The sequence below is a fragment of the Rhodoluna miladensis (SeqCode) genome (assembly GCF_965234705.1).
Taxonomy (GTDB): Bacteria; Actinomycetota; Actinomycetes; order Actinomycetales; family Microbacteriaceae; genus Rhodoluna; species Rhodoluna miladensis.
This window is the reverse complement of the sequence record NZ_OZ248465.1, coordinates 466,881-492,009: the sequence shown is the minus strand read 5'-3', so window position 1 is coordinate 492,009 and position 25,129 is coordinate 466,881. Positions and strand designations below refer to the sequence as shown.

Annotated in this window: 25 protein-coding genes and 1 pseudogene; 9 read left to right on the top strand and 17 right to left on the bottom strand. The window is 51.0% G+C overall.

All coding sequences use genetic code 11. The features are described from left to right. The first annotated feature begins 4 nt into the window (after positions 1-4). Together gabT and AC8GDC_RS02445 are read left to right on the top strand one after the other, a co-directional pair. On the top strand, positions 5-1,339 hold the full coding sequence (gabT, locus tag AC8GDC_RS02450) for a 4-aminobutyrate--2-oxoglutarate transaminase (RefSeq protein WP_506558301.1): 1,335 nt from the start codon (positions 5-7) through the stop codon (positions 1,337-1,339). Between the two features lie 18 nt (positions 1,340-1,357). Beyond that, a complete protein-coding gene (locus AC8GDC_RS02445) occupies positions 1,358-2,716 on the top strand; it encodes a transaminase (protein WP_506558300.1) in 1,359 nt (452 codons plus the stop codon). Here the strand turns inward: AC8GDC_RS02445 and AC8GDC_RS02440 are convergent. The 4 genes from AC8GDC_RS02440 to AC8GDC_RS02425 are packed head-to-tail and all read right to left on the bottom strand — an operon-like array spanning position 2,713 to position 6,815. Beyond that, on the bottom strand, positions 2,713-3,516 hold the full coding sequence (locus tag AC8GDC_RS02440) for an ABC transporter permease (RefSeq protein ID WP_506558299.1): 804 nt from the start codon (positions 3,514-3,516) through the stop codon (positions 2,713-2,715). The genes AC8GDC_RS02445 and AC8GDC_RS02440 overlap by 4 nt on opposite strands. After that, positions 3,513-4,421 (bottom strand): ABC transporter permease, encoded by a 909-nt coding sequence (locus AC8GDC_RS02435; RefSeq protein WP_506558298.1) that lies wholly within the window; start codon positions 4,419-4,421, stop codon positions 3,513-3,515. Before AC8GDC_RS02435 ends, AC8GDC_RS02440 begins: the two co-directional genes overlap by 4 nt. A 3-nt stretch (positions 4,422-4,424) precedes the next feature. Then, the gene (locus tag AC8GDC_RS02430) at positions 4,425-5,555 is read right to left on the bottom strand and encodes an ABC transporter ATP-binding protein (protein ID WP_506558297.1); all 1,131 of its coding nucleotides are present in this window, start codon (positions 5,553-5,555) and stop codon (positions 4,425-4,427) included. Further along, positions 5,556-6,815, bottom strand: coding sequence for an ABC transporter substrate-binding protein (locus AC8GDC_RS02425; RefSeq protein ID WP_506558296.1), 1,260 nt, complete (start codon positions 6,813-6,815; stop codon positions 5,556-5,558). Positions 6,816-7,059: 244 nt separating this feature from the next. On the opposite strand from AC8GDC_RS02425, the gene ald reads away from it, so the two are divergent. Next, positions 7,060-8,175 carry an alanine dehydrogenase gene (ald, locus tag AC8GDC_RS02420; protein ID WP_506558295.1) on the top strand — a complete coding sequence of 372 codons (1,116 nt, stop codon included), beginning with the start codon at positions 7,060-7,062 and terminating at the stop codon, positions 8,173-8,175. A 250-nt stretch (positions 8,176-8,425) separates the two neighbouring features. Here ald and AC8GDC_RS02415 read toward each other — a convergent pair. Together AC8GDC_RS02415 and AC8GDC_RS02410 are read right to left on the bottom strand one after the other, a co-directional pair. Next, positions 8,426-9,100: pseudogene (locus AC8GDC_RS02415) on the bottom strand (FtsK/SpoIIIE domain-containing protein); the annotation flags it as partial. Positions 9,101-9,263: 163 nt separating this feature from the next. Beyond that, on the bottom strand, positions 9,264-10,700 hold the full coding sequence (locus AC8GDC_RS02410) for an aminobutyraldehyde dehydrogenase (protein WP_506558294.1): 1,437 nt from the start codon (positions 10,698-10,700) through the stop codon (positions 9,264-9,266). Positions 10,701-10,875: 175 nt separating this feature from the next. Between AC8GDC_RS02410 and AC8GDC_RS02405 the strand changes: the two genes are divergently transcribed. The 6 genes from AC8GDC_RS02405 to AC8GDC_RS02380 all read left to right on the top strand — a co-directional run bounded on the left by AC8GDC_RS02405 (position 10,876) and on the right by AC8GDC_RS02380 (position 15,925). Beyond that, entirely contained in the window at positions 10,876-11,349 is a 474-nt protein-coding gene (locus tag AC8GDC_RS02405; protein WP_506558293.1) for an Lrp/AsnC family transcriptional regulator, read from the top strand. Between the two features lie 176 nt (positions 11,350-11,525). Beyond that, the gene (locus tag AC8GDC_RS02400) at positions 11,526-12,878 is read left to right on the top strand and encodes an aspartate aminotransferase family protein (RefSeq protein WP_506558454.1); all 1,353 of its coding nucleotides are present in this window, start codon (positions 11,526-11,528) and stop codon (positions 12,876-12,878) included. A 96-nt stretch (positions 12,879-12,974) separates the two neighbouring features. Then, the gene (locus tag AC8GDC_RS02395; protein ID WP_506558292.1) at positions 12,975-13,454 is read left to right on the top strand and encodes a methylated-DNA--[protein]-cysteine S-methyltransferase; all 480 of its coding nucleotides are present in this window, start codon (positions 12,975-12,977) and stop codon (positions 13,452-13,454) included. Positions 13,455-13,516: 62 nt separating this feature from the next. Beyond that, complete coding sequence (locus AC8GDC_RS02390; protein ID WP_506558291.1) at positions 13,517-14,038, top strand: DNA-3-methyladenine glycosylase I; 522 nt, start codon at positions 13,517-13,519, stop codon at positions 14,036-14,038. A 10-nt stretch (positions 14,039-14,048) separates the two neighbouring features. Then, on the top strand, positions 14,049-14,519 hold the full coding sequence (locus AC8GDC_RS02385; RefSeq protein WP_506558290.1) for an RNA polymerase sigma factor: 471 nt from the start codon (positions 14,049-14,051) through the stop codon (positions 14,517-14,519). Positions 14,520-14,560: 41 nt separating this feature from the next. Beyond that, the gene (locus tag AC8GDC_RS02380) at positions 14,561-15,925 is read left to right on the top strand and encodes a hypothetical protein (protein WP_506558289.1); all 1,365 of its coding nucleotides are present in this window, start codon (positions 14,561-14,563) and stop codon (positions 15,923-15,925) included. Positions 15,926-15,966: 41 nt separating this feature from the next. Here AC8GDC_RS02380 and AC8GDC_RS02375 read toward each other — a convergent pair whose 3' ends face one another. The 11 genes from AC8GDC_RS02375 to AC8GDC_RS02325 all read right to left on the bottom strand — a co-directional run bounded on the left by AC8GDC_RS02375 (position 15,967) and on the right by AC8GDC_RS02325 (position 25,115). Then, the gene (locus AC8GDC_RS02375) at positions 15,967-16,233 is read right to left on the bottom strand and encodes a F0F1 ATP synthase subunit epsilon (protein WP_506558288.1); all 267 of its coding nucleotides are present in this window, start codon (positions 16,231-16,233) and stop codon (positions 15,967-15,969) included. Between the two features lie 2 nt (positions 16,234-16,235). Beyond that, the gene (gene atpD, locus AC8GDC_RS02370; RefSeq protein ID WP_506558287.1) at positions 16,236-17,684 is read right to left on the bottom strand and encodes a F0F1 ATP synthase subunit beta; all 1,449 of its coding nucleotides are present in this window, start codon (positions 17,682-17,684) and stop codon (positions 16,236-16,238) included. Between the two features lie 15 nt (positions 17,685-17,699). Then, a complete protein-coding gene (locus tag AC8GDC_RS02365; protein WP_506558286.1) occupies positions 17,700-18,608 on the bottom strand; it encodes a F0F1 ATP synthase subunit gamma in 909 nt (302 codons plus the stop codon). 36 nt (positions 18,609-18,644) lie between these two features. Then, positions 18,645-20,282 (bottom strand): F0F1 ATP synthase subunit alpha, encoded by a 1,638-nt coding sequence (atpA, locus tag AC8GDC_RS02360; RefSeq protein ID WP_506558285.1) that lies wholly within the window; start codon positions 20,280-20,282, stop codon positions 18,645-18,647. 44 nt (positions 20,283-20,326) lie between these two features. After that, complete coding sequence (locus AC8GDC_RS02355) at positions 20,327-21,130, bottom strand: F0F1 ATP synthase subunit delta (protein WP_506558284.1); 804 nt, start codon at positions 21,128-21,130, stop codon at positions 20,327-20,329. A gap of 5 nt (positions 21,131-21,135) precedes the next feature. After that, on the bottom strand, positions 21,136-21,684 hold the full coding sequence (locus AC8GDC_RS02350) for a F0F1 ATP synthase subunit B (RefSeq protein ID WP_506558283.1): 549 nt from the start codon (positions 21,682-21,684) through the stop codon (positions 21,136-21,138). A 19-nt stretch (positions 21,685-21,703) separates the two neighbouring features. Beyond that, positions 21,704-21,934, bottom strand: coding sequence for an ATP synthase F0 subunit C (gene atpE, locus AC8GDC_RS02345; RefSeq protein WP_506558282.1), 231 nt, complete (start codon positions 21,932-21,934; stop codon positions 21,704-21,706). Between the two features lie 47 nt (positions 21,935-21,981). Next, positions 21,982-22,806 (bottom strand): F0F1 ATP synthase subunit A, encoded by an 825-nt coding sequence (gene atpB / locus AC8GDC_RS02340; RefSeq protein WP_506558453.1) that lies wholly within the window; start codon positions 22,804-22,806, stop codon positions 21,982-21,984. A gap of 108 nt (positions 22,807-22,914) precedes the next feature. Continuing rightward, positions 22,915-23,325, bottom strand: a complete 411-nt coding sequence (locus AC8GDC_RS02335; protein ID WP_506558281.1) for a Cg1360 family ATP-synthase-associated protein — start codon at positions 23,323-23,325, stop codon at positions 22,915-22,917. Beyond that, the gene (locus AC8GDC_RS02330) at positions 23,322-24,425 is read right to left on the bottom strand and encodes a glycosyltransferase family 4 protein (protein WP_506558280.1); all 1,104 of its coding nucleotides are present in this window, start codon (positions 24,423-24,425) and stop codon (positions 23,322-23,324) included. The genes AC8GDC_RS02335 and AC8GDC_RS02330 overlap by 4 nt, the downstream gene beginning before the upstream one ends. A 3-nt stretch (positions 24,426-24,428) precedes the next feature. Continuing rightward, on the bottom strand, positions 24,429-25,115 hold the full coding sequence (locus AC8GDC_RS02325; RefSeq protein WP_506558279.1) for an L-threonylcarbamoyladenylate synthase: 687 nt from the start codon (positions 25,113-25,115) through the stop codon (positions 24,429-24,431). Positions 25,116-25,129 lie beyond the last annotated feature (14 nt).

Here is a 25,129-nt window from a genome sequence, read left to right as displayed (position 1 = left end):
AAGCATGATTACTGCAGAAATCGCCCAAGAGCGCAAACTAGTCACTGCTATTCCAGGACCTAAGTCCCAGGAACTGCATAAGAAGAAGCTTCAGGAAGTTAGCCACGGCGTTGGCACCCTGTTGCCGGTTTACATCGACCGCGCCCACGGCGCCATTTTGGTTGACGTTGACGGCAACCAGCTAATCGACCTTGGAAGCGGTATCGGAGTTGTGACCATCGGTCACACCAACCAGCAACTAGTTGATGCCGTTATTGAGCAGGTTCAGAAACTAACTCATACCCTCTTTACAGTCACCCCATACGTTCCTTATGTGCAGGTTTGTGAAATCCTGAACCGCCACACCCCCGGCAACTTCGAGAAGCGATCGGCTTTGTTCAACTCAGGTGCCGAAGCCGTTGAGAACGCAGTAAAGATTGCCCGCAAGCACACCGGTCGTGGCGAAATTGCCGTGTTTGACCACGCCTATCACGGCCGCACCAACTTGACCATGGCCATGAACTTCAAGGCCCACCCATACAACACCGGGTTTGGTCCCTTTGCTCCAGCCGTGACACATGTTCCGATGTCTTACCCGTTCCGCGACCCAGAGGGTATGACCGGTGAGCAAGCAGCACGCCGCGCGATTACTTATATGGAAAAGCGCGTTGGAGCAGAATCCCTTGCAGCAGTAGTCATCGAGCCAGTTCAGGGTGAAGGTGGATTTATTGTTCCTGCGCCTGGTTTCCTTAGAACTATTGCCGAGTGGGCGAAGAAAAACGGCATCGTGATGGTAGCCGACGAAGTTCAGTCCGGTATCGCACGAACCGGTAAGTGGTTTGCAAGCGAATGGGAAGAAGGCTTCGAGCCGGATCTTGTGATCATCGCTAAGGGAATTGCCGGAGGCATGCCAATTTCGGCAGTGACCGGTCGCGCCGAGATTATGGACGCTTCTCACCCAGGTGGACTAGGTGGCACCTACGGCGGTAACCCTGTTGCAGCAGCAGCTGCAGTTGCGGTGCTATCTCAGCTGGAAGCTGGCGGAGTGCTAGAGCAGGCCGAAAGAATTGAGCGCATTATTCGTCCTCGACTTGAGGCGATGAAGGCCAAGTACCCAGTAATTGGAGATGTTCGCGGACGCGGAGCAATGCAGGCAATTGAGTTTGTTGAGCCTGGCACCATGAATCCAAACGCCAAGGCAGTTGAGCTAGTTTCAAAGCACGCTCACACTAACGGTGTTGTGATTCTTTCAGCCGGTACCTATGGAAACGTCATCCGCTTCCTACCACCGCTTGCAATCACTGACGAGTTATTGAATGAGGCACTCGATGTAGTAGAGGCTGGAATAGCAGCCCTCTAAGCGAGGATCCTAAACACCATGACTTCCTTTCCCGATTCCGCGCGCTTAAAAAAGCTGTTTGACGAAGAGGTGAGCCTCTTCATCAAACAAAACCCCGAGTCAAAAAAACTCCACGATAAAGCTGCGGGACCGATGATGAACGGTGTCCCGATGTCTTGGATGGCTAAGTGGCCAGGACCATATCCGGTCTATGTGAAAAGCGCCAAGGGTGCTCACTTTTCTGACGTTGATGGTAATGACTACGTTGATTTTTGCCTAGGTGATACCGGTGCCATGGTTGGTCACTCCCCCGATGCATCAATTGCTGCTATCAAAAACCAACTCGAAAAGGGCATCACCTTGATGCTCCCTACCGAGGATGCGGCAATTGCCGCCCAAACTCTGGCCGATAGATTCGGCGTTGAGAAGTGGCAGTTCACTTTGACCGCCACCGATGCCAACCGCCACATCATTCGCTACGCAAGGCACATCACCGGTCGCAAAAAGATACTCATTCATGACTACTGCTACCACGGCACTGTGGACGAGACTTTTGCAAATCTAGATGATCAAGGCAACACCGTAAGCCGAGTCAATAACATCGGAGCTCCGGTAGATCCAAAAGAAACCACCTGGGTGGTTCCATTCAATGACTTAGGCGCAGCCGAAAGAGCTTTCGCATCAGGCGAAATAGCAGCAGCGCTTATTGAACCGGCAATGACAAACATTGGAATTGTGCTTCCAGAACCTGGCTACCTAGAAGGTCTTCGCACACTTGCAACAAAATACGGCGTGATTTTGATTCACGATGAAACCCACACCCTTTCTGAAGGTGTTGGTGGAATGACTAGACGGCGGAACCTAAAGCCAGATGCTGTGGTTCTTGGAAAAACCATTGGGGCTGGAATTCCAGCTGGCGCCTTTGGTATGACCAAGGAGCTTTCGGCAAGAATCTTTTCTTCTTTGCACCTAGAGCACATCGACGTCGGTGGAGTCGGTGGCACCTTGGCAGGAAACGCTTTATCGATGGCCGCGGTTCGTGCCACCCTGACTGAAGTTCTTACCGAAGAGGCATTTGCTCGAATGGAAGATCTCTGCACCATTTGGACCAAGGATGTTCAACAAATCATTGATGAGTATCAGATTCCTTGGCAGGTGTCCCAGCTTGGCTGCCGCGCGGAATACAGCTTTAGTGCGACTGCTCCTAGAACTGGCAAGGAAGCTGCGGATGCTGATGATTTCGAACTGCAGCAATACCTTCACTTGCACGCGCTAAACCGCGGAATTTTGATGACGCCATTTCACAACATGGCTTTGATCTCCCCGGCAACGACGCTTGAAGATGTGAAGCGTCACACCGAGCACTTCAGGGATGCAGCTAAGGCGCTATTCGCCTAGTTCTTTTTGGCTAGAGCTTTGGCTCGCATTGCTCCACCGATCTGGAACACCAACACCAACGCAATTGCGAAGATAAAGACAGCCGAACCAATAACGTTTGCCTCTGGCGGAATTCCTCGAACCGCAGCAGCAAAGACATACTTAGGGAAGGTCACTTCGGTACCGGAGTTGAAGGCCGTGATGATGTAATCATCGAAGCTCAATGCAAAAGCTAGAAGTGCCGCAGCCATAATGCCTGGCAGTAGCAGAGGCAAAGTAATCTTGGCAAAAACCTGAACCGGTGGTGCGTAAAGATCGCGACCCGCTTCTTCAAGCTTTGGATCTAGCGTCGCAATTCTTGCTTTCACGGTCACAACCACAAAGCTCAGGGTGAACAGAATGTGGGCAACGATTACAGTTCCGAGTCCCTTAGGAATACCAACGTTCAAGAACTGGGCCGCCAGACCTGCGCCCATAACAATCTCAGGAGTTGCTAGAGGAAGAAACAAAAGAAGATTTGTAGTTGAGCGGAATTTGAACTCGTACCTCGTGACGGCAATTGCCAACATGGTTCCAAGGATTGTCGAAACAATTGTGGCAATTGTTGCAATCAGGATCGAGTTTCCAAAAGCCAAGCAGACGTCGATGTTGTTGCAAACGCCAGTCCAGTTATCGAAAGTGAAGCCCTGCCAACCGGTGGTGTTCTTGAACGGGTCATTGAAAGAGAAAACGAATGTGTAGGCAATTGGGATCATCAAGAAAACAAAAGCAAGGATTGTGTAGGTAGGAAGTAGGTACTTGCCGAGGCTGAATCTGTTCATAGCAGATCCTCTGTTCCAGTGCGCCGAATATAGACCGCAACCAAAACAACGATGGCAGCCATCAACATCACAGAAAGTGCCGATGCACTCGGGTAGTCCTGGATTCTCAAGAAGTTGGATTCAATCACGTTTCCGAGCATGGCCGTATTCGGGCTTCCAAGAAAAGATCTGCTGGCGGTGACGTAGTCACCGGCGATTGGAATAAATGTAAGAAGCGTTCCGGATGTGATACCCGGGATTGATAGTGGGAAGGTGACCTTCCAGAAAGTGTTAGCCGGCTTGGCGTATAGGTCGCTACCTGCTTCAAGCAAAGCGGTATCTAGACGCTCAAGGTTTGTGTAAAGCGGCAAGGTCATAAAAGGAATGAAGTTATAGGTAAGACCGAAGATCACAACCATCGGAGTTCCGAGCAGGAACTCATCTTGAGCCATAAACGAGGTATCTCGAAGCAAAATCGATAGCCAAGAATCCTGACCGAAGATTTCCTTCCAAGCGAAGGTTCTAAGTAGAAAGCTGATGAAAAACGGGGCGATAACCAGAGTCAGCATTAGACCCTGAAGAATTGGATAGTTTCTTGCCTTTACGGCAATGAAGTAAGCAATCGGATAGCTGAATGCCAGAGCCAGCAGCGTTGCGACGGTTGCGTAGATAAATGAGCGAACGATTTGCTCAAGGTACTCGCCCGTTACGAAGGCGTAGTTTCCAATTTCAAAACCTGCTTGGTACTGACCGATTCCACCGCCAGGAATTGGGGCCTGAAGCGAGGTCGTGATAAGCGATACAAAAGGTGTGATGAAAAATAGCCCGAGGTAAATCATTCCTGGCAGGAGCAGAAGCAAAACAATTCTTGATTTTTTAGGTTGGCCAGCCGCTGAGATTTTTCCCCTAGTAGCTAACTGAGCCATTGCTTACTTACCCTCTTGGGCTTCTGCAGGTAGGTCAGAAAGGCCGAAGCTGTGCTCCACCTTCCAGCTAACCCAAACCTTTGCACCCAGTTCGGTCACAGGTGACTTACCAACGTTCTGAGCGAACACAGTCACTTTGCCAATCTGCGGGATCTCGATCAGGTACTGGTTGCTAACGCCAGTAAATCGAATGTCTATAATTTCTCCAGGACCAATGATGTTCAAGCCAGCCGAAGCATCGGGAGCCTGGTCCTCGTGGAAAGTTGCCTTCTCAGGGCGAACACCAATTGCGATTTTTCCGGTGGTCTTTTCTGCTCGCTTGGTAGGAACAGTGATTTTGTTTCCCAGAACGTTGATGCTTACCGAATCAGCGTTCGACTCCGCTACCTCTCCAACAAACAAGTTGGACTGGCCCAAGAACTTCGAAACGAAGATGGTCTTTGGTCTTTCGTATAGGGCCTCTGGGGCACCCATCTGCTCGATGCGACCTTTGTTCATAACAGCGACGGTGTCGGCCATGTCCATGGCTTCTTCCTGGTCGTGAGTCACGTGCAAGAAGGTAAGTCCAACTTCCATCTGGATAGCCTTTAACTCAACTTGCATCTGGCGACGCAGCTTCAAATCCAGAGCACCTAGAGGCTCGTCAAGCAGCAACAGTGAAGGACGGTTAACCAGCGCCCTGGCCAGAGCCACACGCTGCTGCTGTCCACCAGAGAGCTGAGTTGGGCGACGCTGAGCTAGGTGTTCAAGTTCCACAAGCTTTAGTGCATCGACGGCTTTTGGCATCGGATCGGAAACCTTGCGCTGCTTCAATCCAAAGGCAACGTTTTCCAAAACGGACATGTGAGGAAATAGTGCGTAGTTTTGAAAAACGGTATTGACAGGTCGCTCGTGTGGCTTATCTGCAGTTACGTCTTTGTTTCCGATCAGGATCTTGCCCTTGGTCGGGGAATCAAGACCTGCAACCAATCGAAGGGTTGTTGTCTTTCCGCAACCGGAAGGACCCAGCAGGGCGAAAAACTCGCCCGCTGGAATCTTCAGATCAAGATCTTCGATCGCGACGAAACCTGGAAACTCTTTCCGGATTCCAACTAGCTCGAGATCTGCACCTCGTGCTACGAACTCGGTTGCCACCTATGCGCCCAGAAGGACACGCTGCCAAGCGGTTGAGAACGTCTGCTCTTCCTCCGGGTTTAGAGCTCGGAATGCGTGAGTCAACGACAAGAACTCTTCGCTTGGGAAGATCAAGTTGTTCTCAGCAAGAGCTGGGTCAAGCTTGATTGCCTCATCGTATGCTCCTGCAACAGGTGTGATGTAGTTCACCCAAGCAGCAAGCTCTGCGGCGTTTACTGGGTCGTAGTAGTAGTTCATCAGCGCTTCAGCGTTCTTCTTGTGGGTAGCTCCAATTGGAACAGTGAACACGTCAGAAGAAATAGTTCCACCGGAGGAAGGAAGGAAGAAGCCGAACATGTCCTTGGTGCGCTTTGACATGTTCATCTGGACAACGTCACCAGACCAAACAATTCCAGCTACGTAGTCTCCGTTTCTAAAGCCCTTGGTGTACTCGTTACCTTCGATGTTGCGGATCTTGCCGTCGGCATACAAACCAGCAACCTTGTCGACGATGTTCATGTAAGCATCTTCAGTGAAAGAAGAGGCGCTGGTAATGTCAATTCCCTCAGAGAGTGCAATCACACCAATGGTGTCGCGCATCTCTGACAAAACTACAATTCGACCATTGAGCTCATCGGCCCATAGGTCTTCAACGCTCTCAGGAGCTTCTTTGCCAGTTAGGTCCTGGTACAAAGCCTTGTTGTAAGCAATTCCACCCAAGATGCCCTGATATGGAAGTGTGTAGTCACGGTTCGGGTCATAGGAAGCTCCGAGGTAAGCAGGAGCCAGATTTGCCTTGTTAGGGATGTTGGCAGCATCAAGCTTCTGAGCAAAACCATTTGCAACGTATCGAGCGGCCATCCACTCTGTAGGGCAGATAACGTCGACGCCGATGTCCTGACCTAGCGCAAGCTGATCTTTAACAATTGCGAAGTACTCATCGTTATCCAAGTAAGTCTCTAGGTACTCAACTGCAATTCCAGTTTGCTCCTGGAATCGGTCAAGGGTTGGACGAGAGGTCTCGTCTTCTGATAGGTCCATGTATTCGGTCCAGTTATCCCAAACCAAAATCTTCTCTGTGTCAGAAACATCGACACCAGGGGTCAATGCTGTAGGTTCTGTGTTGGTTTCTGCTGCCGGAGCACACGCTGCCAAACCTAGAGCCGCTGCAGTTCCACCGATACCAGCAAGTGCTGTTCTTCTAGTGAGCTGCTGACGTCTGTGCATTTTTACCAGTTCGGCCATCATTGGATCTGCTGGAAGTGAGTTGGGGTCTTTCATTTGACTACTCCTATTTACGTTGGTAAGGAAACAAGGTAGGAGACCCAACTCAAGCTGGGCTCTTCAGCCCCAATCTTGCCACAAATCAATAACCCCTCAAGCCAAAAAAGGCCAAAATGGCCTCAGCGTGGCACGGCTCATTTCTGAGAGTTTGTAGGGAGATAACAGGGCCTCGGCCGGCGGGCCCAAACGGGTATCCTGAGTCTGCGCCATAGTGGCGCCTGAAAAAACAGCAGGAGCCCCCATGAAGATCTCAGTTCCCAAAGAGGTCAAGAACAACGAGTTTCGCGTCGCCATCACCCCAGCTGGAGTTCACGAACTGGTAGGTCTGGGCCACGAGGTCTTCATCGAGCAAGGCGCGGGCCTTGGCTCTTCAATTAGCGACCAGGAGTACCTAGAGGCAGGTGCCAAGATCACCAGCGATGCCGCGAGCACTTGGTCCTCAGCTGAATTGGTTTTGAAAGTAAAAGAGCCAATTGCCTCCGAGTACCCTCATCTTCGCGAAGGCTTGACCTTATTTACTTACCTTCATCTTGCAGCTGATCTTCCGCTAACTAAAGAATTGGTTGCCAAAAAAGTCACGGCGATTGCCTATGAAACCGTTCAGCTTCCCTCTAGACAACTTCCGCTGCTAGCTCCAATGTCAGAGGTAGCAGGTCGCCTTGCTCCACTTGTTGGCGCTAACACAATGCTTCGTCAAAACGGAGGCAACGGAATGCTTTTGGGTGGAGTTCCAGGAACCAGACCAGCACGGGTAGCAGTCCTAGGCGGCGGAGTCGCCGGCACCAATTCGATTGCGGTTGCAGTTGGCATGGGAGCAGAAGTCACTGTTTTAGATACCAACTTGAACCGCCTTCGCGAGCTGGACGCTTTGTATGCCGGAAGACTACGAACCATCGCAAGCAACAGCTTCGAAATTGAGCGGGCAGTCAAGGACGCCGATTTGGTCATTGGTTCGGTTCTGATCCCGGGAGCAAAGGCTCCGAAGCTTGTTACTAACGCTCTGGTCAAGAAGATGAAGCCTGGAGCAGTGCTGGTTGATATCGCAATTGACCAAGGAGGTTGCTTCGAGGACTCGAAGCCAACTACTCACGCGGACCCGACTTTCAAAGTTCACGACACTGTTTTTTACTGCGTAGCGAATATGCCTGGAGCTGTACCTCACACCTCTACTTATGCCCTGACCAACGCAACCCTTCCATACGTGAAAGCAATTGCGACTCTGGGATGGAAACAGGCGCTGCAGGCTGATCCTGCTTTGGCTCTGGGCTTGAGTACATTTGCCGGAGCAGTTGTGAACGAGCCGGTAGCGGTTGCTCACCAGATGGAATCAAAACCTCTAGCTTCGGCTTTGGCGTAAATCCCAAAGGAAAGTAAAAACCTTCAGCAGAGGTGTTGGCTGTAGCTAGATAGCCACTTCCCCACCCAGTAACCGCGGCAAGAGATAGTTTGCCTGGATTCATTCCAAGCTGAACCAAGTCAATTGGATCTGAACTTGCCATAGCAATCCGTGCCCGCAAGTTCGTGAGCATCGATCGGGGTATTCCGGTCAGTGACTGAGTTGCTGCGATTAAGTGAATACCAAGTGATCTTCCCCTGGCACAAACATCCTCCAGGCAAGAAATGGCTTTTGCACCGGTAGCCAAAGCTGCCGCCAACTCATCAACCACAACGACAATTTCAGACATCTGCTCCCCAAGCTCATTGAACTGCTCGATGCCGGAAACCTGGCGAGAAGCAAAAATCTGTTCTCTTTTTTCAAGCTCCCCCGCCACAAAATCCCAAAGTTGCTTTTGCTTTGAAGTATCTAGATCGGTTGCAAGACCAACCGCTTGGGGCTCAAACTGCTCGAGGGTGGCTCCGCCCTTGAAATCAAAAAGCACCAAATCGCAGGAGCTTTGTTGAAGAAGCGAATACAAAAGCAGCTTCAATAGTTCAGATTTTCCGGAGCCGGTTGGACCAACAATGATCAAGTGCGGACCCGCAGTTGCAAGACTCAACACTTTCTGGCTGGAGTTGTTTGCCCCAATCCAAAGCTGCAGCGATTTGGCCGGATCCAAATCAAAGCCATGTTCAAAAATTTGATCTTTGGTCCAGGCTAGAAAATCCGGGGCAATTTGACGTGCGTGATTGGCAAGTAGCAACTCGTGCCACTGCTTTTTCCAGAACAATTCGAATCTTGGCAGCACGCGATTGGCTATGGCCACTTGACCTGTCGAAACATCGATTCTCGAATCTGGTTCAAATACCGGGTAGCGATTCTTATAGAGCGAAGCTCCGAGCATTAGGGAAACCATCAACGTGCTGATCAGAGCTAGTTGCCAATAGCCGCTAGAAAAGCCGGCAGTTAATCCGATGATTAGGGAAGGTAAGTACCAGATCAGCTGCATAAAAACTAAACCTGCCTGAGATTCAGGCAGGTTTAGTCAAAGAATTCAAAGCTGTGGATTAGTCTCCGATGTAGCTCATGACGTGCTTGATGCGGGTGTAATCCTCGAAGCCATACATCGATAGGTCCTTGCCGTATCCGGAGTGACGGAATCCACCGTGAGGCATCTCAGCTGCAAGCGGTATGTGGGTGTTGATCCACACGCAACCAAAGTTCAGTCCCTTGCTAAAGCGCATCGCTGTGGTGTGATCCTTGGTCCACACACTCGAAGCCAGACCGTACTTCACATCGTTCGCGTTTCTCAGGGCCTCGTCAGCGTCCTTGAACTTCTGAACTGTGATTACCGGACCAAAGATTTCAGATTGAATGTGCTCATCTTGCTGCTTCAGCCCTGACAAAACGGTTGCCTCTAGGAAGTAGCCCTCTGATCCAACCTGGGTGCCACCGATTTCTAGGTTGGCATGAGAAGGTAAACGATCGATAAAGCCCTTCACGCGCTCAAGCTGACCGGCGTTGTTCACCGGGCCAAACAATATGTCGTCGCGGCTTGGGTTTCCGGTGATTGCGTTGGCCTTTACTTCCGCTACCAGAATCTTCAAGAACTCATCGTGGACGCTTTCTTGAACCAAGATGCGAGTAGCAGCGGTGCAGTCCTGACCGGCGTTGAAGTATCCGGCAACGACAATTTGCGCTGCAGCTTTTTGTAGATCAGCATCAGCAAAGACAATCACTGGCGCCTTTCCTCCAAGCTCGAGGTGCACCTTCTTTACATCGGCCGAAGCTGCCTTAGCAACTTCCATACCAGCGCGAACTGAACCGGTGATTGAAACCATCTGCGGAATCTCGTGCTCGATTAGCGCACGTCCGGTGTCGCGGTTTCCGGTCACGACGTTGAATACGCCCGGTGGAAGATGCTCTGCTGCAATTTCAGCAAGTAGCAGTGTTGAAGCAGGGGTAGTGTCCGATGGCTTTAGAACAATGGTGTTTCCAGCAGCAAGAGCTGGTGCGAATTTCCAAACTGCCATGTTCAATGGGTAGTTCCAAGGAGTCACCTGACCGATGACACCAATTGGCTCGCGACGAATAGAAGAAGTATGGTCTCTGGCATACTCAGCAGTTGCGCGACCCTCAAGGTTTCTGGCAGCACCTGCGAAGAATCTGATCTGATCGACGCTTGGGTCCATCTCGTACTCAACCAAAGTAGGTCTTGGCTTTCCGGTGTTCTCTGATTCAACATCGGCTGCTTCTTCGGCACGGGCTGCTAGTGAATCTGCAATTCTAAAAAGAGCTAGCTGACGCTCGGAAGGAGTGAAGTTAGACCAAACATCAAAAGCCTTTTCGGCTGCCTTGTACGCTCTGTCCACATCGGCATCCGAGGAAACCGCTGCGGTTGCATAGGTGACACCGTTGGCTGGGTTGATTACATCTGAGCGCTCTGAGCCCTTGGAATCAACGTATTCACCGTTGATGAAGTTTTTTAGCTCTTTTACTGCCATTTCCATGCTCCTTTTAGAAACCGATAGCAACACCGTTGTTGGATACCGCTAGACAAGATTCTAACCCCGAAATTTCGACCCAAAAAGCGAGCTTTGGATTAGAAATCAGCAGCGAAAGCTCGAATTGGCTTCGGATTCGTTTGCTAAATGGCCAAACCGCTGGCAAAATCCATATATGTCAAGAACCGGTAGGACCATGGTCTCGGGCCTTGACGAGCTCTCAAAACTGATCGTTGAGCAGCTCCAGCAAGATGGCCGCAAATCTTATGCCGAAATCGGCAAAGCGGTGGGCCTTAGCGAAGCAGCCGTGCGCCAGCGCGTGCAAAAACTCACCGATAAAGGTGTCATGCAAATCGTCGCGGTCACAGACCCCATGCAGCTGGGCTTTTATACCCAGGCCATGATTGGCATTCGCTGCAATGGAGACACCACGAATTTGGCGGATGAGCTCTCGAAACTGCCTGAAGTTGACTACGTTGTTATTACGGCTGGAAGCTTTGATATTCTGGCTGAAGTGGTTTGTGAAAATGACGACTCACTTATAAACCTGCTCAACAACAAGATTCGCAAGTTTGATGGAGTCACTTCAACTGAGACTTTTGTTTATCTCAAGCTTCAAAAACAGCTATACAACTGGGGAACACGGTAGTACAAACAACCAAAATGGAAGAGTAAAAAATGGCAGTCAAAGAAAGTCGAGCAAAGAAGCTCGTAGCAGGGATCAAGTCACTTCTAAAATCCCCACTCAAGAAGATCACTTCTGGGGCCAAGGGGAAACTCCCTCTGGTTGAGGCCCGCAAGGCCGGAACCAAAATCACCCCAGCCATGCTGCAAAAATCTGCCAAGGCGCACCTCTGGATGCACTTCACCAGGTACAGCCTCTTCGAAAACAAAGACATGCCGATCATCGCTCGCGCTGAAGGCCACCACATCTATGACGTCAATGGTGAGAAGTACTTCGATGGCCTCTCTGGACTTTTCTCTGTAAACGCAGGTCATGGTCGCAAGAGATACGCTGACGTTGCTGCAAAACAGATGCAGGAGCTCGACTTTTTCCCACTCTGGGGATTCGCCCACCCGAGGGCTATCGAGCTTGCCGAGCGTCTACTTTCTTATGCACCGGAGAACCTAAACCGCGTTTTCTTCACCACCGGTGGTGGCGAAGCGGTTGAGTCGGCTTGGAAGATTGCCAAGCAGTATTTCAAGATGACCGGCAAGCCAACCAAACACAAGGTTATTTCTCGCCACGTGGCTTACCACGGCACCAGCCAGGGAGCACTTTCCATTACCGGTATCCCTGCAATGAAGAAGATGTTTGAACCTCTGGTTCCATCAACCTTCCGCGTTCCAAACACTAACTTCTACCGCGCACCTAGCAATTTCAAGAACGAGGATGAGTTTGGTCTTTGGGCTGCTAACCGCGCTGAAGAAATGATTCTGTTCGAAGACCCAGATACCGTTGCGGCTATCTACGCAGAGCCAATCCAGAACTCCGGTGGTTGCTTCACAGCTTCACCGGTCTACTGGAAGAGACTGCGGGAGATTTGCGACAAGTACGACGTGCTTCTGGTAGCCGATGAGACCATCACCGGTTTTGGAAGATCCGGAACCATGTTTGCTTGTGAAAGGTACGGCATCGTTCCAGACATGATGGTGCTGGCCAAGGCTATGACCTCTTCGTATCAGCCACTAGGTGCTTTGATGATCACCGAGCGCCTATTCGAGCCATTCAAAGCCGGAACCAACATCTTGGCTCACGGTTACACCTTCGCAGCTCACCCGGTTGCTTGTGCAGTAGCGCTTGAAAACCTCGATGTGTTTGACGAAGAAGACCTAGTTGGAAACGTTGCCAGAAACACAGCAAAGTTCCGAAAGACCCTAGAGAAGCTTTACGATTTGCCAATTGTTGGCAACGTGCGCGGCGATGGCTACTTCTTCGCAATTGAACTAGTAAAAGACAAGGCCACCAAGCAGACCTTCACTCCAGCTGAGTGTGAGAAGCTGCTTCGCGGATACCTTGCTGGAGCGATGCTGAAGGTCGGACTTTACGCTAGAGCAGACGACCGCGGAAACCCAGTAATCCAGCTAGCGCCACCGCTAACTATTGGACCTAAGGAATTCGACGAATTGGAGCAGATGCTGCGCAAGGTGTTAACCCCTGCGATGAGCAAGATCTAGAAAAGTTCTGTAGGAACCCCCAGGTCTATTACCTGAGGGTTTTCCACATATCCAAATTGATTAGTTCCAATCCCCTAATTGTTGGAGAATAAATCCATGAAGCTCTCCCCTAAAGCTGTAGCGAGTGTGGATACACCTATTGGCCCAATTACTTTGATTGCTCAGGGCGAAAAGATAGTTCGAGTTGAACTTGGAAAAAGAGCTCGCGCTGAGGGTAGTTCCAAAGTGCTAACCGAGGCCAAAAATCAACTCGCAGCTTATTTCTCAGGCAAGCTCGAACGCTTCACCGTCCCGATTGACGCAGTTGGCACTGAATTCCAAAAATCAGTCTGGAAAGAAATTGCCAAGATTGGCTTTGGTCGAAAACTTAGCTACGGCGAAATTGCAGCCAAGATCGGCAATCCCGCTGCCTCGAGAGCAGTGGGTGCGGCCGTTGGTTCTAATCCGACACCTTTGCTGGTTGGCTGTCACCGAGTATTGGGCTCCACCGGCAAGATAACTGGATTCACCGGAGGCAAAGGCATCAAGACCAAAGCCTGGCTGCTGGATCACGAGCAGATCGAGTTTCGAGCTTGAGTGGCCACGTCACCAAGTATGAAGACGGGCTAACTCGCTGCCGGTGGCCACAAAACGACGAATTGTATATTCACTATCACGACACCGAATGGGGTGTGCCACTAACAGGTGACGACGCCATGTTTGAACGGGTTGCCCTCGAGGGCTTTCAGGCTGGGCTTTCATGGATCACCATTTTGCGCCGGAGAGAAAACTTTAGAAAAGCCTTCAAGAACTTCGAGATTGCCAAAGTGGCCCGCATGAGCGACAAAGATGTCGAAAAGCTAATGGGCAATGATGGAATCATTCGAAACCGAGCCAAGATTGCATCTACCATTTCCAACGCCAAGCTAACGCTAAAGCTTGAGGATTCCCTATCGGAAATCATCTGGAGCCATGCTCCAAAGGTTCGCACCAAACGAGTCTCGGCAGAGAAGTTTGAATTTGTTGCAATAACCCCTGAGTCTGAGGCCTTGAGCAAGACACTAAGGAAGCTTGGATTTTCTTTTGTTGGGCCGACGACTATGTATGCGCTGATGCAGTCAATCGGAATGGTCAATGACCACGCCCCCGGATGCTTTAGGCGAAATCAGCTACAAGATTAGACTTGAGCAAGTGAGCCCAGAAGAATTCACCGCGTTGTATCGAGGTTTCTTGCCTCAGATTTCCAGCTATCTGGTTAGACGTTGCGAGAAATCAGATGTTGAAGAGTTAGCCTCTCGGGTATTTGAAATTGCCTGGCGTAAAAGAGCTCAAGCGCCTAAGGAATATGAACTGCCCTGGCTTTACCGAATCGCAGGTTTCGTAGTTGCTAATCACCGCAGGGCCATCAAAACTGAACAGAACTTCGTAGCTAGATTCAAGCCGTTAGATTTTGCCCCTTCCCCTGAGGACATAGCTATTGCCGATCTGAGCCTCTCAAATGCCTGGGGCAAGCTAAACCCCTTTGAGCGTGAAGCAATCTCACTGACCGCCTTTGAAGGACTAAGCAATCAAGATGCTGCCAAGGTCCTTGAAATCAGCCCAAATGCCTTTACCCAGCGACTAGCCAAAGCCCGGGCCAAGCTAAAGGCAAATCTTTCGTAGATTTCTAGACACATTTGGGCGAGCCCAGACATAACCTATATATGACAAACAATGACGAACTAGACCAGCGGCTAGCAAAGGCCGACCCTGCCATCAAGCGCGTAGCGCCGGAGCTTCGTGAAAGCATTCTCGCCTCCGCGATAGCAACAGATAGCAAGCTCACGCTGCGAGCACGTTTTGAGCTTCTGAGCCAAAACCTCAGGCGAGCAAGCCTTGGTCTTGCTGTTGGGGGTTCGGCAGCAGCGGTTGCTGTTGCCATGGTGCTAACTTCTGCCCCAACTCCACTCATCCAGCTATCTGGCATGCAGGGATCCGCAAACCCAGAATCTGTGTCAGCCCGAATGGACGGCGGCGCCGACAAAATGATGATGCCATACGTCAACTTTGAGTACGTGGCGGGTCCAAATCTTTCCAGTGAAACAGGATCCGGTCAGGTCTTCAAGTTGGTTCGCCAATCAACACCGGAAGAAGTTCTGGCTAATGTGGCAGCTGTCTTTGGTGTTGAAGGATCAATCAAGAAATACCCGGACTTTGCAGAAACCAATCCTGGCTATTTCTTTGGCCAGTCCAATGACCCATGGGGCTATGACGGCAAGAACCCGGTGATTTCCCTCTGGTGGTCAGGAACCGCTTCTTGGAACTACTCCAACCCAATTGCATATCCTGAATCTAAGTGTGAGGAAACCGACGCTGACGGAAACTGCATCGCCTGGACTGAGTTCAAGCCAACACCGGAACTACTGCCAACAAAAGAAGAAGCTACCGCCAAAGCGCTTGAGGTATTCAATGCAACAGGACTAGATGTTTCAGCATCAGAGATTCGCATCGATGCTTCAGAGTGGGGCGTTAGCGCATCGGCTTCGATGTATGTGGATGGCCAACCTACCAACGTTGAGTGGTACCTGGGCTGGTCCTCAACCGGAGTACTTAGCTACGCCGGTGGTCACTCAGTGGCAGCCGAGGCTATGGGAACCTTTGACACCATCTCTGCTCTATCCGCAGTCGACAGACTTTCTGACTGGAGATGGAGCGGTTCACCCTCAGGTATCTTCTACCAGCGCTTCCAGCCTCCGATGATGACTGAGCCTGCCCCATACATAAAAAGCGGCGAGGCTAGTTCCGATTCAGCTCCCGCTGACTCATCGATTGCAATCGATCCGATGCCAGGCGAGGAATTTGTGCCCGAGACTGTGACATTGACAGTTGTTGAATCGGAAAGCGCTTTGCTGAGTGTCTGGGACGCCAACGGCGAAGTGTGGCTAGTTCCTGGATACATCATGGTCAATGACCAAGGCTGGTTCGGTGCTGTTATCGCCTTGATTGAAGGTGTGATTGAACTGCCTAAGGAAACTGAAGTTGACATCATGCCGCTACCGGCTGATGACTCAAGCGTTTCAAACAAGTAGGACTGCGGTGCAGAAGCTTCTGCAAGTAGTTTGATTTTGTACTAAACCAGCGAAGCGTTTCTAGCAACAACGGTCACTACGTCGTGCTCAACGCTTAGAAAGCCATCCTCGGCACTGAACTTCATAACTTCGCCCTCGGGCAAAGTCACGCGAACTTCACCGCTGGACAAAATTGCCAGCATAGGTTCGTGGCCTGGCAATAGACCAATCTCGCCCTCGACGGTTTTGGCAACCACCATTTTGGCGGCACCCGACCAAACCGACGAGTCGGCGGAGACTAGTTCTACTTTTAAGCTCTTTTCGGACAAAGTTAGTTACCGGATTCCTTCTGAATCTTTTCCCACTGACGCTGAACATCTTCAAGTCCTCCGACGTTGAAGAATGCCTGCTCGGCAACGTTGTCGAATTCACCTGAGGCGATCTTCGAGAAGCCTTCGATGGTCTCCTTCAGTGGAACGGTTGATCCTGGAACACCGGTGAACTTGGTAGCCATGTAGGTGTTTTGAGATAGGAACTGCTGGATACGACGAGCTCTAGATACGGTGACCTTGTCTTCTTCAGAAAGCTCCTCAACACCCAAGATGGCGATGATTTCCTGAAGTTCCTTGTTCTTCTGCAGAATCTGCTTCACGCGAACTGCAGTCTCGTAGTGATCCTTCGCGATGTAGCGAGGGTCCAAGATTCGAGAGGTCGAAGCAAGTGGGTCCACCGCTGGGTATAGACCCTTAGATGCAATTTCACGGCTTAGCTCGGTTGTTGCATCCAAGTGAGCAAATGTGGTTGCAGGGGCTGGGTCAGTGTAGTCATCGGCAGGTACGTAAATAGCCTGAAGAGAAGTAATTGAGTGACCACGGGTAGAGGTAATTCTCTCCTGCAGCAGACCCATCTCATCGGCCAAGTTTGGCTGGTAACCCACAGCAGATGGCATACGACCTAGCAGTGTCGAAACCTCAGAACCTGCCTGAGTGAAGCGGAAGATGTTGTCGATGAACAACAACACGTCCTGCTTTTGAACGTCACGGAAGTACTCAGCCATGGTTAGAGCTGAAAGTGCAACGCGAAGACGGGTGCCTGGTGGCTCATCCATCTGGCCGAACACGAGAGCTGTCTTGTCGATAACTCCGGACTCGGTCATTTCGTCGATCAAGTCGTTACCTTCACGGGTACGCTCACCAACACCGGCGAACACCGAAACACCGTCGTGGTCTTCAGCTACGCGGTAAATCATTTCCTGAATTAGAACTGTCTTACCAACACCAGCACCACCGAAAAGACCAATCTTTCCACCCAGTACGTATGGGGTTAGTAAGTCGATGACCTTGATACCGGTTTCAAACATCTGAGTCTTGGACTCCAGCTGGTCGAAAGCTGGTGGCTGACGATGGATTGGCCAGCGCTCTGTGATCTCAATCTTTTCGCCTGGCTTACCGTTTAGAACTTCACCGGTCACGTTGAATACGCGACCCTTGGTCACATCCCCCACCGGAACAGAGATTGGGGCACCGGTGTCATTAACGCTGCCGCCACGCACCAAACCATCGGTTGGCTTTAGTGCGATGGCACGCACCAGGTCATCACCTAAGTGCTGAGCGACTTCAAGGGTAAGAGTGATTGTCTCCCCCAGTAGCTCGATCTCGGTGGTTAGGGCGTTGTAGATCTCAGGGATGGCATCGTGTGGGAACTCGATGTCAACAACTGGACCGTTTACTCGCGCAATGCGCCCGGTTCCTGCCTTTGGGGTGGTCTTTGTCTCGGCCATGTTCTTTTCTTTCTCTTAGTCCTCGTCGCCTGAAGTGGACAGGGCATCTGCTCCACCGACGATTTCGGAAATCTGCTGTGTAATTTCGGACTGACGTGCTTGGTTGCTCAATCTGGTGTAGTTCAAAATCAACTTCTGGGCGTTGTCTGTTGCGCTCTTCATGGCCTTCTGGCGGGCAGCGTGCTCAGAGGCTGCCGACTGAAGCATGGCGTTGAAGATACGGCTTTCGATGTATACCGGAAGCAGTGCATCAAGCACCTTGTTTACATCTGGCTCAAATTCGTAAAGCGGGAATACTTCAGATTTGCTAGGTGGCTCAACGCCTTCAACTACCTCAAGGGGTAGCAGGCGCACCACCTCAGGAATCTGGGAGATCATCGAAACAAAGCGGCTGTAGACAAGGTGAATCTCATCCACTCCACCATCTTTGAAATCTGTGCTGAAATCTGCCACCACTGCATCGGCGATTGCCTTAGCGGTTTCAAATTCTGGAAGATCGGTTCCACCGATCCACTGCTTTCTTGCGGTGCGGCGGCGGAAGTTGAAGTAGCCAACGGACTTTCGTCCAACTAGGTAGTAAACAACGTCTTTACCCTGAGATCTAAGCAGTGTTGATAGCTGCTCAGTTTCCTTTAGAACGTTTGAGGAAAACGCTCCGGCTAGACCTCGGTCTGAAGTGAAGATAACAATCGCGGCGCGATCGATTCTTTCAGGCTCGGTGGTTAGCGGGTGATCGATGTTTGAGTAGGTGGCAACCGCAGAAACTGCGCGAGTGACTGCCCTTGAGTAAGGAGTAGAAGCGGCAACGCGCTGCTGCGCTTTGTAAATGCGAGACGCCGAAATCAACTCCATGGCGCGAGTGATCTTCTTAGTGGTCTGTGCCGACTTGATTTTCTGTCGGTAGACCCGTAGCTGTGCTCCCATTTCTCTCCTTTCCTATACCTAGTTAGCTTTAGTGCCTTAGCGCTTCTGCTTTACGATCTTTTCCTGGTTGACGTCTTCTTCTTCCATTGCGGCAACGCTTTCGTTACCTACAGAAGCTAGAGGAACACCCTGGCCAGTCTGGAAGCTCTTCTTGAACTTCTCGATAGCACCTTCAAGCTCGCGAACGGTGTCGTCCTCGAGGTTGTTGGTTTCACGAATAGTTGTAAGGGCCTGCGAGTTGCGCTTTAGGTAGTCCAAGAATTCAGACTCAAAGCGAAGCACATCTTCAACTGGAACCTCATCGAGCTTGCCTGAGGTACCTGCCCAAATCGATACAGTTTGGTCCTCAACTGGGTATGGAGAGTACTGAGGCTGCTTTAGAAGCTCCATCAGTCTTGCTCCACGCGCCAACTGCTGACGAGATGCAGCGTCAAGGTCAGATGCAAACATCGCAAATGCCTCAAGTGAGCGGTACTGTGCTAGCTCCAGCTTTAGAGTTCCAGAAACCTTTTTAATTCCCTTGACCTGAGCTGCACCTCCAACTCGAGAAACCGAGATACCTACGTCAATAGCAGGACGCTGGTTCGAGTTGAAAAGGTCTGACTGCAAGAAGATCTGTCCATCGGTGATCGAGATCACGTTGGTAGGAATGTATGCAGAAACGTCATTTGCCTTGGTCTCGATGATTGGTAGTCCAGTCATCGAACCGGCACCCAGCGCATCGTTTAGCTTCGCGCAACGCTCAAGCAGACGGGAGTGTAGGTAGAACACATCTCCTGGGTAAGCCTCGCGACCTGGTGGGCGGCGAAGAAGAAGCGATACCGCACGGTATGCCTCGGCCTGCTTGGAAAGGTCATCGAAGATGATCAGAACGTGCTTGCCGCCATACATCCAGTGCTGACCAATTGCGCTACCGGTGTAAGGAGCTAGGTACTTAAAACCGGCTGGGTCTGATGCCGGAGACGCCACGATTGTTGTGTACTCCATTGCTCCAGCTTCTTCCAAAGCAGCCTTCACACCAGCAATGGTGGAGCCCTTCTGACCGATTGCAACGTAGATGCAGCGAACCTGCTTCTTGGCATCGCCGGTTGCCCAGTTGGACTTTTGGTTGATGATTGTGTCAATTGCGATTGCAGTCTTACCAGTCTGACGGTCACCAATGATTAGCTGACGCTGTCCGCGACCAACAGGGATCATCGCATCGATTGCCTTGATACCGGTCTGCAGTGGCTCGTGAACGGATTTTCTAGCCATAACGCCGGGAGCCTGAAGCTCAAGTGCACGACGTGCCTCAGCCTTGATCTCACCTAAACCATCGATTGGGTTACCCAATGGGTCAACAACGCGACCTAGGAAGCCATCGCCAACTGGAACAGAGAGTACCTCGCCGGTGCGCTGTACTTCCATACCTTCTTCAATGCCCTCGAAGTTTCCGAGCACAACGGTACCGATCTCACGCTCGTCAAGGTTTAGAGCAAGACCCAGGGTGCCATCAGCGAACTTCAATAGCTCGTTGGCCATCGCACTTGGCAAGCCTTCAACGTGCGCGATACCGTCACCGGCGTCGATTACGTGGCCCACCTCGTTTCGCGAGGCCTTGTCTGACTCATATGAGTTCACAAATCCCTTCAGGGCGTCGCGAATCTCGTCTGGGCTGATTTTCAGATCTGCCATGTGCTTCCTCTACTTCTGGGGCGAACCCCGTTTTAGATGTTGGCTTACGCCAGCATCATCCTTGCTTGCTTGAGACGGTTAGCAACGCTACCGTCAAGAATCTCTCCAGCGATTTGTACCTTTACGCCACCGAGGATTGCTGGGTCTACCTCGATGTTCAGTCTTAGTGCCTGGCCGTGAGTCTTAGTTAGCGCACTCTCCAGTGCGCTTCTTTGGCTCTCACTCAGCGGCGTCGCTACCGTCACGTTTGCAACTAGACGCTCTGCGAATGCAGCCAGTAGCTTTCCGAACTGCTCAAGTACAACTGCCAAACGGCGCTTGGTTGAACCAACCACCGCGAAGCGAATCAACAGACCTGCCTCTGGACCAAACTTGCCTGCCAAAAGTGCATTCACTAGAGCAATCTTTTGATCGCTCGATGCCTGTCTTGAGGCAAGTGCGATCTGAAGCTCCTGGTCAGAGTCAACTACCTGGCGGAACTCAAACAGCTCAGCCTCAAGAGCTTCTAGCTTGTTCGACTTGGCTGCGATTGCCGCAACCGAGTGAACAGCTAGCTGCTCAAGTGCACGAACTAGATCAGAACCGCTAGACCAGCGAAGATCAACTAGCTTTGCAACAAAATCAACAGTCTTTGAAGAAACGCTCTTGCCAAAAACAGCCGCTAGGGCAGCTTTTTTGCCAGCGATCTCGGCGGAAGGGTCCGAAAGAATGTTGCGTAGTTGCTTAGAGTCGGCCACGGCTGAACCGATTGCGAAAAGTTCTTCCGCAAACTTCAGGTCAGCGTCGTTTAGCAACGGCGTGATAATTTCCTTCGCCGCTGCTACCGCTTGTCTAGTTGAGCTGGACATGGTTTCTAGTTGCCTGCCTTTTGAGACTGAATGTCCTTCAAGAACTCATCAACAACCCTGGAGGCTGTTGCGCTGTCCTTGAGGCTTTCGCTAACCACTTTCGAGGCTAGGTCGATTGCCATGGAACCAACTTCAGCTCTTAGTGAGATCAATGCAGCCTGACGCTCCGCCTCGATCTGCGCTTTAGCAGTTGAGGTGATGCGAGCGGCTTCTGCCTGAGCTTGCTCTTTCAATTCGGCAAGAATGGCTGCGCCTTCGGCGCGTGCCTCTTCACGAATTGCGCTAGCTTCGGCGCGATTGTTCTCTTGAGCCTTGGAGATCTCATCGGTTTTGGCAGCTGCCTCAGCCTGAGCTTTCTCAGCGGCAGCTAGGCGTCCTTCGATAGCTTCAGTTCTCTCATTCAAAGTCTTCTTGAAATTCGGAAGAACTTTGAACCAAAAGAAGCTCAGCATTATCACGAAGACAACCGACGACCAAAGGATGTCGTAGTCAGCTGGCAGGAGAGGGTTTTTAGCCTCTGTCTCTGCTGCAGCGACGAAGATCCTTGAAATCATTGTTTAGTCCTGACTTGGTTTAGGCGAAGATGAATGGAGTTGCTAGACCGATAAGAGCTAGCGCTTCGGTGAAAGCGATTCCAAGCCACATTGTGACCTGAAGCTTTGAAGCTAGTTCTGGCTGGCGTGCGATGGATTCGATGGTCTTTGATACAACAAGACCTACACCGATACCAGGACCGATTGCTGCTAGACCGTAGCCAACTACGGCGATGTTGCCGGATAGCTCGGCGATGTTAGTGATGTCCACTTGATTTTTCCCTTCCGTGGTTTTTCCCTGACGGTTGTCAGTTTTCTTTAGTGCTCATCTGCCAGGGCCAACTGAATGTAAACAGTTGTTAGCAGGGTGAACACATAAGCCTGTAGGAATGACACCAGAATCTCAAAGAGAGTAAAGGCGAATCCAAAAATAAATGTCCCGATACCGAAGAACTTGAAGAATCCATCGGCGTAAAAGAAGAAGAACTGGGTTGCTCCGAAGCAAAGTACCAGCAAAAGATGTCCGGCAACCATGTTCATGGTCAATCGAAGTGCCAAGGTGACCGGTCTCAAGATAAAGGTGGAAAGGAACTCAATTGGGGTCACCATTACATAAAGAGCTGGTGGAACCCCGGATGGGAACAAGGAGTTCTTGAAGAATGCAAATCCATGTTTTTTCATGCCAGCGTAGATAAAGGTGACATAGGCGGCGACAGCTAGGACGATCGGTAGTCCAATGACCGAAGATGCAGCGATGTTGAGCCCAGGGATGATTCCAGTGATGTTCATGCCCAGCACTGTGAAGAAAATCGTTGTTAGTAGCGGTAGGAAGCGGTCGCCATCAACTTTTCCAAGCTGACCGTGCGCGATCCCAGTGCGAACGAAGTTGAGGGAAATCTCCCCGATTAGCTGGAACTTGGTTGGAACAAAGCTCTGATTGCGACTGGCTTTCTGGAAGGAACGGGTCCAGAGATAGAACAAGATCAGCAATAGCGAGACAACCAGAAGGCGAATCAGCATGATTCTGTTCAATGCGAAAGGAGTGCCCTCAAACGCGATGATTTCAGGGTAAAACTCCATGATGGAGGGTCCCTTGTAGTTACCGGATTCGTCGGTTACCGCTGCCTTGATAAGAAGGCTCAGTGCGTTATCTAGCAGGGCAGGCTCCTGTTTCGGGGCGATTTATCGCGGCGATTTACAGTGTCGATGCCCCAGTCGTTGCGGCACCTGTAAAAGTGTAGCAAGAAAAAACTAGGCCTCGACCACGGGGATCCGGGCTGAAAGCACGGCAATGGAGTCAATAACCAGGGACCCCAAAATGGCCGCGACCAGGGTAAGAAACAGCACTGGGCCGTTTATGAACTCAGCCCCCTGTAAAGACCTTGCCAGAAGAGCAAACCCAATTAGCTTGATAAGCCACCCGCCCATGACCACTCCAAAAAAGCCGGCCAAGGAAAGCTTTCTTCCAATCATCATGCTCACGACGGTTAGGGCACCAAAAGCAAAAGCCAGTCCCGCACCGATTAGCGCACTAACAACCCCGTTCATGCTCTCTACAAAGTATCCGGCCAGTGAACCGAGTGAGGCAATCAAACCAGTCAAAAGGGCCGTTTGTCCCAAAACTTTCTTGAATAGCTGATCAGCGCTGGTTGATGATTTCATCTGGCTGCCTTTCTTCGACGCTCAATAACTGGCCACAATGTAAAGATCATCGCTGGAAAAGCTGCAACTATGGTCAAAATCAAAACCAGCTCAGCAGAGATGAACAATAACGCCAAGGCACTAAGTGAAATCACTGCAGTCCAAAGATAAAACACCGTCACCGAACCGGTATGGCTGTGACCAAAATCCTGAAGTTTGTGGTGGAGATGCTTTCGGTCCGCCGAAAAAGGAGACTTGCCGGCACGGATTCTTCGAAGCACCGCAAGAGTCAAATCAAGTAGCGGCAACATCAAAATTGCCAATGGCAATATCAAAGGCAGAAAAGCTGGTGCCAACAGCGAAGTCGATACAGCGCCCGGGTCAACCTGACCGGTGACTGCCAGTGCTGAGGTGGCCATCAAAAGACCAAGTAGCATCGCCCCGCTGTCGCCCATGAAGATCTTGGCTTTGTGCCAGTTCAGTGGCAAAAAGCCAAGACAAACACCGATAACGATTGCCGAAATCAAAGATGCCAAGTTGAAGTAGTTGGTGGGTGAGGTTTGCTGGGCCAGTAGATAGGTGTAGATGAAGAAGACGCTAGTGCCGATTAGCACTACTCCCGCCACCAGGCCATCCAAGCCATCAATGAAGTTCACTGCGTTTATAACCAAAACCGTGATAAAGATTGTCACCACGATCGAGACGCCGTAGCTGCCAATCACCAACCCGCCGATTGGCAAAGAGACAATCTGAACTCCTTGCCATGCAAGGATTCCAGCAGCCATGAACTGGCCTGCGAGCTTGATGGTCCAGTCCAAATCCAAAATGTCATCTAGTACACCGATGATCGCAATCAGCGTTGTTGCTGCTGCAATGGCAAGGATGTGAATCGGATCTTCAAACACAGAGCTGAACCAACCAAGCGATGCAGCAACCGCAAGAGATACCAAGAAACCGATTAGCATCGCCAACCCACCGATACGAGGAGTTGGATCGGTGTGGACATCACGTTCGCGAATCTCGGGCATGATTGAGTGCTTACGGCTGAGGCGAAGTGTCAAAAATGTGGCAGCAAAAGTCACCAGGGCGGCAACTGCCATGATCAATAGGTAGGCTCTCAAGCGCTAGCCCTCCAAGAATTCGCCAAGAACTGTTGCAAGTTTTTGTTGACTGAGTGCCCCACGGCGAACAATTTTCACCTTGCCAGTTGTGACGATCTCTCCGGACTCAGAAACAGTGTCGACCAAACTGGTCATGTCAACAATTGTCGAGGCCTCACCCTTCGGGCTGGCTCCCCCGTCAAGGTAAACCTTGACCTTTGCTCCGAGAGCAATCTCAGCTTGCTGGCATGTGATGGCTGCAGGTTCGCCAGTCAGGTTTGCACTCGAAACTGCAAGCGGACCGGTTTCTTGGAGCAGAGCTAGTGCAATTTTGTGATCTGGCATGCGAAGTGCGACGGTGCCTTTAGTCTCGCCAAGATCCCAAGTAAGGGAAGGCTGCGCTTTCAAAAGCATGGTTAGCGCGCCAGGCCAAAAAGTTTCTGCCAATTTGTGAGCTAGCTGAGGGATATCTTGTGCAAGACCTTCCAAAGCTGCGGCGTTTCCGATTAGTACCGGTGGCGGAGCCTGACGATCTCTTCCCTTAGCTGCAAGTAGTTTTGTCACTCCCTCGTGAGAGAAAGCGTCACAAGCCAAACCGTAAACAGTATCGGTTGGAACTACCACTAACTCTTTTCTTCCAAGGGCGGCTTTTGCCAGTCTCATGCCTGTCAATAAATCGGTGTCGACGGAACAGTCGTAGATTCGCTCCACTGAACACCGCCTAT

Coding starts and splice junctions, on each gene's coding strand:
- gabT (WP_506558301.1), top strand. CDS start 5: ATGATTACTGCAGAAATCGCCCAAGAGCGCAAACTAGTCACTGCTATT.
- AC8GDC_RS02445 (WP_506558300.1), top strand. CDS start 1,358: ATGACTTCCTTTCCCGATTCCGCGCGCTTAAAAAAGCTGTTTGACGAA.
- AC8GDC_RS02440 (WP_506558299.1), bottom strand. CDS start 3,516: ATGAACAGATTCAGCCTCGGCAAGTACCTACTTCCTACCTACACAATC.
- AC8GDC_RS02435 (WP_506558298.1), bottom strand. CDS start 4,421: ATGGCTCAGTTAGCTACTAGGGGAAAAATCTCAGCGGCTGGCCAACCT.
- AC8GDC_RS02425 (WP_506558296.1), bottom strand. CDS start 6,815: ATGAAAGACCCCAACTCACTTCCAGCAGATCCAATGATGGCCGAACTG.
- ald (WP_506558295.1), top strand. CDS start 7,060: ATGAAGATCTCAGTTCCCAAAGAGGTCAAGAACAACGAGTTTCGCGTC.
- AC8GDC_RS02410 (WP_506558294.1), bottom strand. CDS start 10,700: ATGGCAGTAAAAGAGCTAAAAAACTTCATCAACGGTGAATACGTTGAT.
- AC8GDC_RS02405 (WP_506558293.1), top strand. CDS start 10,876: ATGTCAAGAACCGGTAGGACCATGGTCTCGGGCCTTGACGAGCTCTCA.
- AC8GDC_RS02400 (WP_506558454.1), top strand. CDS start 11,526: ATGCTGCAAAAATCTGCCAAGGCGCACCTCTGGATGCACTTCACCAGG.
- AC8GDC_RS02395 (WP_506558292.1), top strand. CDS start 12,975: ATGAAGCTCTCCCCTAAAGCTGTAGCGAGTGTGGATACACCTATTGGC.
- AC8GDC_RS02380 (WP_506558289.1), top strand. CDS start 14,561: ATGACAAACAATGACGAACTAGACCAGCGGCTAGCAAAGGCCGACCCT.
- atpD (WP_506558287.1), bottom strand. CDS start 17,684: ATGGCCGAGACAAAGACCACCCCAAAGGCAGGAACCGGGCGCATTGCG.
- AC8GDC_RS02365 (WP_506558286.1), bottom strand. CDS start 18,608: ATGGGAGCACAGCTACGGGTCTACCGACAGAAAATCAAGTCGGCACAG.
- atpA (WP_506558285.1), bottom strand. CDS start 20,282: ATGGCAGATCTGAAAATCAGCCCAGACGAGATTCGCGACGCCCTGAAG.
- AC8GDC_RS02355 (WP_506558284.1), bottom strand. CDS start 21,130: ATGTCCAGCTCAACTAGACAAGCGGTAGCAGCGGCGAAGGAAATTATC.
- AC8GDC_RS02350 (WP_506558283.1), bottom strand. CDS start 21,684: ATGATTTCAAGGATCTTCGTCGCTGCAGCAGAGACAGAGGCTAAAAAC.
- AC8GDC_RS02335 (WP_506558281.1), bottom strand. CDS start 23,325: ATGAAATCATCAACCAGCGCTGATCAGCTATTCAAGAAAGTTTTGGGA.